The following is a 413-nucleotide window of genomic DNA, read 5'->3' as shown; positions in this document are numbered from 1 at the left end:
CGAGGCGCCCGAGAGCTGGAGCCAGGTGGCGGTCGACGTGCTGGCGCAGAAATACTTCCGCAAGGCTGGCGTGCCCACGCAGCTCGAGCGGGTCGACGAGGACGGCGTGCCGGTGTGGTTGCAGCGCTCCGTTCCGGGCGATGAGGGCACGGACTGCGGCGGTGAGAAGGACGCGCGGAAGGTGTTTGACCGTCTCGCGGGTTGCTGGACCTACTGGGGCCACAAGGCGGGTTACTTCGACTCCGAAGACGACGCGCGTGTGTTCTTCGACGAGCTGCGCTTCATGCTCGCGAGCCAGATGGCCGCGCCGAACTCACCGCAGTGGTTCAACACCGGCCTCCACTGGGCCTACGGCATCGATGGTCCCGCTCAGGGGCACCTGTATGTGGACCACGTGACCGGTGAGACCTGCG

At 67.1% G+C, this 413-nt stretch carries 1 protein-coding gene; it reads left to right on the top strand.

Annotated elements, in window-relative coordinates; translation table 11 throughout:
• Positions 1-413 (top strand): vitamin B12-dependent ribonucleotide reductase (locus QGG57_07000; protein ID MDP7007904.1); only part of this gene is annotated, 413 nt, incomplete at both ends.

The sequence above is a fragment of the Candidatus Poseidoniia archaeon genome, assembly GCA_030748895.1.
GTDB lineage: Archaea > Thermoplasmatota > Poseidoniia > MGIII > CG-Epi1 > UBA8886.
This window is presented reverse-complemented; position numbering and strand designations above follow the sequence as displayed.